This window comes from Vibrio sp. 1249-1 (genome assembly GCF_033340495.1).
In genome coordinates this window covers 1-502 of sequence record NZ_JAWOWJ010001248.1, presented here as the reverse complement: position 1 = coordinate 502, position 502 = coordinate 1, and the positions used below count along the sequence as shown (strand labels likewise).

General features: G+C 43.6%; 1 protein-coding gene. It reads left to right on the top strand.

What is annotated here, in order from left to right:
* Positions 1–32 precede the first annotated feature (32 nt).
* Positions 33–502, top strand: a 470-nt coding sequence (locus R7Z50_RS31520) for an ABC transporter substrate-binding protein (protein ID WP_318150278.1), incomplete at its 3' end; no start/stop codon positions are given.

Sequence of the window (502 nt, the reverse complement as noted above, 5' to 3'; positions counted from 1 at the left end):
GGTGGTTCAGACGGTTCAAGTAAGGAATAACTATGTTGGCTAGACTATTACTTTCATTTTCAGTGGTGCTTACCGCTTTTGGTGGTGGCGCGACAGAAGTGGGTAAAACTCAGCCATATCAAATGATGAAGCAAGTGGCTGAAGTGACATTTGCTCGACTAAAAGCAGAACAGCCAAAAATCAAACAAGATCCTAATCTATTAAAGGTGATTGTTGAGCAAGAGCTGATGCCTTACGTCAACGACCGTTACGCAGCACTGAAACTCCTTGGCCCTAACTTGAAAGGGGCAAAACGTGAAGACGTGCTAGAGTTCGTTGATGCGTTCCGTGCTTACTTGATTGCGTCTTACGCACAAGTCTTGACGCAATACAGCGATCAACAAATTGAGTTTGGTCCAGAGCCGAAATTAGACGGCTCTAAGCGTATTACCAGCATCAAAGTTGAGATCATTGATGCACCTCGTCCAACCATCAAACTAGAATTTAAACTACGTAAAGACAA